Source organism: Arachidicoccus sp. (assembly GCF_050436765.1).
Taxonomy (GTDB): Bacteria; Bacteroidota; Bacteroidia; order Chitinophagales; family Chitinophagaceae; genus Arachidicoccus.
Genome location: NZ_JBNQGD010000152.1, coordinates 1 through 6,726, shown reverse-complemented (window position 1 = coordinate 6,726; position 6,726 = coordinate 1). Strand labels below are relative to the sequence as shown.

The 6,726-nt window shown below is 39.0% G+C and carries 4 protein-coding genes; 3 read left to right on the top strand and 1 reads right to left on the bottom strand.

Annotated features, from left to right (window positions below; genetic code table 11):
- Window positions 1-59: 59 nt before the first annotated feature.
- Entirely contained in the window at window positions 60-812 is a 753-nt protein-coding gene (locus tag ACQR30_RS06395; RefSeq protein ID WP_429732902.1) for a GntR family transcriptional regulator, read from the bottom strand.
- A gap of 270 nt (window positions 813-1,082) precedes the next feature.
- Here ACQR30_RS06395 and ACQR30_RS06390 point away from each other — a divergent pair, with 270 nt between their 5' ends.
- The 3 genes from ACQR30_RS06390 to ACQR30_RS06380 all read left to right on the top strand — a co-directional run bounded on the left by ACQR30_RS06390 (window position 1,083) and on the right by ACQR30_RS06380 (window position 6,591).
- On the top strand, window positions 1,083-1,658 hold the full coding sequence (locus ACQR30_RS06390; protein ID WP_429732900.1) for an RNA polymerase sigma factor: 576 nt from the start codon (window positions 1,083-1,085) through the stop codon (window positions 1,656-1,658).
- Window positions 1,659-1,748: 90 nt separating this feature from the next.
- On the top strand, window positions 1,749-2,891 hold the full coding sequence (locus tag ACQR30_RS06385) for a FecR family protein (RefSeq protein ID WP_429732897.1): 1,143 nt from the start codon (window positions 1,749-1,751) through the stop codon (window positions 2,889-2,891).
- Between the two features lie 235 nt (window positions 2,892-3,126).
- Window positions 3,127-6,591 (top strand): TonB-dependent receptor, encoded by a 3,465-nt coding sequence (locus ACQR30_RS06380; RefSeq protein ID WP_429732894.1) that lies wholly within the window; start codon window positions 3,127-3,129, stop codon window positions 6,589-6,591.
- Window positions 6,592-6,726: the final 135 nt, after the last annotated feature.

Genomic DNA, 6,726 nt, shown 5'->3' with positions numbered 1-6,726 from the left:
CTTCCAGTAACATGGCTTCCACCCACATCAAGACCTATATATTTATGATGTATTCTCATTTATCCGGGGAGTTTTATTTCTATATTATAAGTAAACCAATCGCTTCGATAATAACAATTATTGAACTCAATAGGCCGCCTTCCTGAATCTAGTACCAAGCGTTTGCGTTCGAGAACGGGAACGCCTTTTTTAATTTTTAGAAGATCGGAAATTTTTTCATTGGCTACTAAGGCTCTGATTTCTTCCTGCGAATAAACGGGTACTATATGAAAAGATTCATCCAACATCTCATAAAGGGGGCGTTTAAAATCTTCTTTGCCTGTCAAACCAATTCTTGGATGAAAAAAGGACTCAAAATAAACCATGGGGTTTCTACCTGTACCTCTAACTCGCTCTAAACGAAGGACTGAACTACCAGCATCAATTTGCAGATACTTTGATATGCTTTGGTTTGATTTTATAAAAGACACCTTGTTTATCAGATCTTTAAACGATACTCCTTTGTCCTCCATTTCGTGTGTGAAACTGAGCCAACTGTTGAGGTTGGTTGTAATCATCTTCTTTCTTACCGTGGTGCCCATTCGCTTTTTTCTTTCCAATAATCCGTCATTGACCAGATTGCCCATCGCTTGTCTGAGTGTGTTTCTCGATATACCCCAACGCCTTGCGAGATCCATCTCTTTTGGGAAAAGGTCACCCTCCCTGAAATGATTTTCCGTTATCAATTTCCTCAATTGTTCTTCCGCCTGTAGGTGAAGCGGTATTTTGCTGTCGTGATTTAAAAGTGGTATATTGTTCATATGTTCAAACATATTGCTATTTTTACAATTGAACAAATATTTTCCGGAGAATATTATTTCGAATGCAGCTTTACTTTATGGCAACCCTAAATTCGACTGTGTTGTAAAAAGAGAAACGCTTTAAACATAGCTTGGATAACAAAGAAAGAGCCTTACTAAAAAGCATGTTGCAGGTCTCAAAACGAGGCGAAAAACTCTAATTTTTAAATATTTAATTATATTTTCTTTAACTTTGACGCACTGAATTCACTGCCGCATAAAGTAACATTATTTTGGTTATATATGATTTCAAGCTTTCATTCACATACGGAGGAACAACTGTTGCATCTTTTGAGAGAGGGAAGCCAGAAGGCTTTTACTGAAATTTATGAACGCAATTGGGAAATCTTATTTGCTATTTCTTATCATTACTGTGGAAGTAAAGAAGCAGCAGAAGAAATTGTACAGGAGGTATTTTTACGGCTTTGGGATAAAAGGGATATAGTAGAGATTTACCATCTAGGCGCTTATTTGGCTACAGCTTGCAAATTTGGCGTTTTTAAGCAGATCGCCAAAGAAAAAAGAAGAAAGCAACTTTTGGTCTCCAATAGCTTATATGATCAACAGTATTCAACGCAGGACGAATCCTTTATTGAGGCCAAATTCCTGGAAGAATATATACATGGAATAATTGAGCAGCTCCCCGAGCAATGTAAAATTGTTTATAAATTAAGAAAAGAACAAGAACTCTCTGTTTTCGAAATTGCCACCCAATTAAATATCTCACCTAACACGGCAAGAAACCAAATCGCCAAAGCGCGAAAAGTCATTCGCCGCTCTTTAAAACAGGCGAATAGCTGGCTTTTGTTTTTCTTTTAATTTTTTTTCTATTTTTTTAAGCAGCTATAGTACATTCTGGCTTTTCATGGTACAGTATTGAGGAAGAAGAACTTTTCTTAAATATACTGTATGCTTTCAGAAGACCTTAAAGAGTTAATTGGAAAATATTTAGACGGCACTGCTACTGAAGAGGAGCGATCTGCCGTTCTACAATGGTACCGATCTACTGACCTTTCAGAAGTTTCTATTGATGTGTCTTCAAATATGGAGGCAAGCGAAATTAAAAATAGGATTTCTCTAAAGCTTCAACAGCATATAAAAAAGCAATTACAGCCAAACGCGGGTTCTTGGCTGCGCCGCATGTCTGCGGCCGCTTTAGTTTTGCTGCTTTTAGGTATGGGGGGATATTTCTTTCTTTACCGCTTTTCCAAATCTACAAAAGTTAGATCAATTGCTATTCACCAGGATCTGTTGCCAGGTCATAGCGGAGCTATCTTGCACCTGTCAGACGGAAAAACAATCGTATTAGACAGTATTCAAAATGGGTTAGTTCTTCAAAGGGGTAATCTGAAGATTATTAAAGAAAATGGTAGTTTGAGCTATATCGGCAAGTGTAAGGAGCCGCTCTATAATACTATTACTACCAACCGTGGAAGACAGTGGCAATTAACACTTCCTGACGGATCCAAAGCATGGTTGAATGCCGCCAGCTCTATTAAATATCCACTAACCTTCGATGATAAAAACAGAATCGTAGAAATTACAGGGGAGGTCTACTTTGAAGTTATTCATAATCCTCGTCAACCTTTTATTGTAAAAGCCGGGGACAAAACAATCCAAGATATTGGAACCGCTTTCAATATAAATGACTACAAAGATGAACCGGTGTCTAAAACGACAGTTATCCAAGGTAGTGTGCGTATATCTAAAGCGGGCCAATCGGCCATTCTACGAAAAGGGCAACAGGCAAGCATTGCCCAGGATATTCGGGTTAGCGAGGCTGTCAATTTGGAAGAAGTGCTCGCATGGAAAAATGGGAACTTCCTATTTCAGGATGCCACATTGCAAGAGGTCATGAGAACAATTGGTCGTTGGTATAATGTGTCTGTTCAATATGAAGCCCATTTGCCCCATGAACTTTTTAACGGAAAAATTCCCAGAGCACTTCCCGCATCAAAAGTATTGGACATTTTAAAACAGTCAGGTATCCACTTCACAATTGAATCTGTGCCTTCGCAAGAAAAACCAGGAAAAATAATTGTAACACCTTAAATACATCAAAAAAATAATAAAATATGGACACATAGACACAGCCAAATTCCCTAAAAAAAACCGGAAGCGATTGGAGTCACTCCCGGAAAATGTTCAGGATCCTCAAAATTAAAGTCTCGCGAACTCAATCATGTTTAACCCAAACAAAATCAAAGTTATGCAATTAACTGTTCTTTGCAAAACCTGGCGTCCTGACGGACAGGTTCATCTATTATCCCACAAAACTTGGCTCATTATGAGATTAACCCTCGTTTTATTGACTGTGGCCGCAATACATGTTACGGCAAAAGGACTCGCCCAGAAAATTAATCTCTCCGAGAAGCATGTTTCCATTGAAAAAGTAATGCGAAAGATCCAGCAACAAAGCGGCTGCGATTTCTTTTACAAACGTTCCACATTACAATTAGCCAAACCTGTTAGCATTAATCTGAAATCCGGCACCTTGAAGGAAGCGTTATCGCTGTGTTTCAAAGACCAACCTGACTTGACATATAGTATGGTCGACAATGTTGTCATTGTTAAAAAACGGGTTATGGCTTCTGGCCAAGGATCTTATTTCAATATAGCGCCCATGGTTAAAATACAAGTGCCAATTGAGCTACCGGTACACGGCAAAATAACCGATACACTTGGAAGACCCATCGCCGGTGTAACAATTACCATCTTAGGTAGTCGAAAGGGGGTTTTTTCCGATGAAAATGGCAATTATCAAATTGAGACAAAACCGGGAGATAAATTGTCGTTTTCCTACGTTGGTTATAATAATAAAATACTTATCGTGGGGCGGGAAAATGAATTGAATGTTCAATTAGTTCAACTTGTGAGTTCCTTAAATGATCTGGTAATCGTTGGGTATGGAAAACAGCAAAAAGAACTGGTTACAGGTGCTGTCTCTACTATTAAAATGGATAATGTTTTGGGGGACAGACCGGTAACAAGTTTAGGCGCGTTGCTGCAAGGCGCAACACCTGGGTTACAGGTTTCCATCAGTTCTGGACAACCCGGTGCAGGCTCTTCCTGGAATATTAGAGGAGGCACAGATTTTGGGAGCTCGTTGACTTCCGGCATAAGCACCCAAGGCCCTTTTATTCTTGTCGACAATGTACCTTATACGGGTCCAACTAATTTGTTGGATCCAAATGATATTGAATCTGTAACAGTATTGAAAGACGCAGGTTCTGCCGCAATTTATGGGGCGCGTTCGGCTTTTGGCGTTGTGCTGATTACGACAAAATCCGGCAAAAAGAATCAGAAAGTTCAATTTAACTATAGTGATAATTTCGTTATTTCCCGCCCCGTTAACCTTCCGGTAAAAGCGACGCCTAAACAGCAAGTACAAGCCTGGATTGATGGAGGAATGACGGCCGCTTATAATGGTGGACAAAATTTAACCACATGGATGGGACTGTTGGATGATTATCAGAAAAATCCGCAGAACTACAGAGGTGGTTCTGCTATTGATAACGGTATTTACTATCAATTGGCCGCTACGGACGCAGTGAAAGAACTATTGGGAAATTCTGCTTTTCAGCAAATGCACAATTTTTCTGTAAGTGGCGGATCAGATAAAACGACTTATCGTCTTTCATTAGGACTTACCAACGAAAATGGTATTTTGGTACCTCGAGCCAATCAGGATAATTTTAAAAGATACAATATAAAATCTGATGTATCATCCGATGTGACTCCTTGGTTGAATCTTCAGTTAGACGCAGCTTACAATAATTCGACTACCTTATCGCCAGTTTATACCAATGCGTTTGGCGATGCAACAAACACACCTTCCGCGTTACCATTAGATTCTATTCCGGGTATTGCGTCGGCAAAGAATGAAATAGAGGCAACAGTGCCAGTTACAAATGCTTACGACGATATTAGAATAACAGGCCGTGCAGTAGCAAAAATTGTTAAAGACCTAACGATAACCGGAGACTATACGATAGATAACAACCACAATTTGGTAACGACATACAATAAAAAAGTAGGCGGTTTTTTAAACCCCTACGGTTATACAGAGCAAACCATCGGATCGGATGCTTACACCAAGAGTAATGCTACGACGAAATTCAGTTCTATCAATATTTACGGAACCTATATAAAATCTATAAGTAATAATAACTTTACTGTAACGGCAGGATTTAATCAGGAACAAAGTAATTCAGAAGCAGAATCTATAACCGCATCCGGCATGTTAAATCCAGACCTGCCTTTTATTTCTGGTGTAACGGGACTGATTCCCTACCAAGCTTCCGACAGTTATAGCGATTATGCTGTCAGAGGTATATTTGGTCGAATTAACTATGATTATAAGAATAAATATTTGGTGCAGTTAAACGGTCGCTTTGACGGATCATCAAAATTTCCTCAAGGCCATAGGTGGGGTTTTTTCCCTTCAACAAGTGTGGGATGGCGAATTATGCAAGAACCATTTATGAAATCACTTAAACCTTATATTAACGAGTTGAAATTGCGTGCTTCTTTTGGTTCTGTCGGCAATCAGAATATAGCGTCTTATCAGTATATCCCGGGTATGTCTGTGAATATTCCTAACTGGTTATATAATTCAGCTAAGGTAGGTAGCTTAAATCCTCCTGGATTGATTAGTACAACTTTTACATGGGAAACAGTACAAACAAAAGATGCAGGTATTGATATTGGTTTATGGAAGAACCGATTGACAGCTACATTTGATTGGTATCAGAGAGATACTAAAAATATTTTGACAAGCAATGCCAACCCTGTACCGGCAACATTAGGCACTGGAGCACCTTTGCAAAATGCCGGAGCGCTTTCTACAAAAGGATTTGAGCTGCAGCTGACCTGGAGAGATAAGATCGGTCAAGTCGGTTATTATGTAACAGCTAGTTTGTATAACTATAATTCTATTGTAACAAAAGTGAACAACCCGCAGAGTGTTGTTACCGGCAACACCTTATATGTAGGAAAACATATTGGAGAGATTTGGGGATATACGTCAAACGGGTTTTATACGGCAGACGATTTTGTAGCAGGTTCTCTAAATTCCAATTTAAGGGGTGGGACATTACTCGCTGGTATTGCTAGACAAAATGGCCAAGCGCCCAACCCCGGAGATATTATGTATAAAGATTTTGATACTAGCGGTACCATTACCTCCGGTGCGGGTACTTTAGGGAATTCTGGCGATTTAAAAGTAATAGGTAACAGTACGCCACAATACCAATATGGTATTAGTGGGGGTGTTTCTTATAAAGAATTTGATTTTTCATTCATCATCACAGGAGTTGGGAAACAGCAGCAATTTATTAATAATACGCTTACTTTCCCCAATCAATGGTTGACTTATGGTGCTTTGTATGCGAATGAACTGAACTATTGGACGCCTACTAATACGAGTGCCTATTATGGCCGTATTTATACCGATAATGTAAATAGTCCTTATCAAAGTTATAATCAAATAACGCAGACAAAGTTTTTATTGAACGGTGCGTTTTTAAGAATTCAGAATCTGACGTTACGTTATAGCCTGCCCAATAAGTTGATAAGAAAAACCCGTATTACGAAAGCGCAGGTTTTTGTAAGTGTAGAGAATCCTTACACTTTTACACACATGCCAAAAGGGATGTATCCTGATGTTTCAACGCAAGGAGCCACTGCCGGTGGTGGATTAGGCTACCCATACATGCATAAAACTTCATTTGGGATAAACCTTTCATTTTAAAAACTTAAAATCATGACTAAAAATATTTCGATAATAGGAACCATAATCCTGGCTGCAATATTTTGCGGCTGTAATAAGAATTTTTTAAATAAGACACCTCTTAACCAATTAACACCCCAAACGGCCTTTGTAACC

Excerpts from the sequence above, each read along its gene's own strand:
- ACQR30_RS06395 (WP_429732902.1), bottom strand. The coding sequence starts at position 812 with ATGTTTGAACATATGAACAATATACCACTTTTAAATCACGACAGCAAA.
- ACQR30_RS06385 (WP_429732897.1), top strand. The coding sequence starts at position 1,749 with ATGCTTTCAGAAGACCTTAAAGAGTTAATTGGAAAATATTTAGACGGC.
- ACQR30_RS06380 (WP_429732894.1), top strand. The coding sequence starts at position 3,127 with ATGAGATTAACCCTCGTTTTATTGACTGTGGCCGCAATACATGTTACG.
- ACQR30_RS06390 (WP_429732900.1), top strand. The coding sequence starts at position 1,083 with ATGATTTCAAGCTTTCATTCACATACGGAGGAACAACTGTTGCATCTT.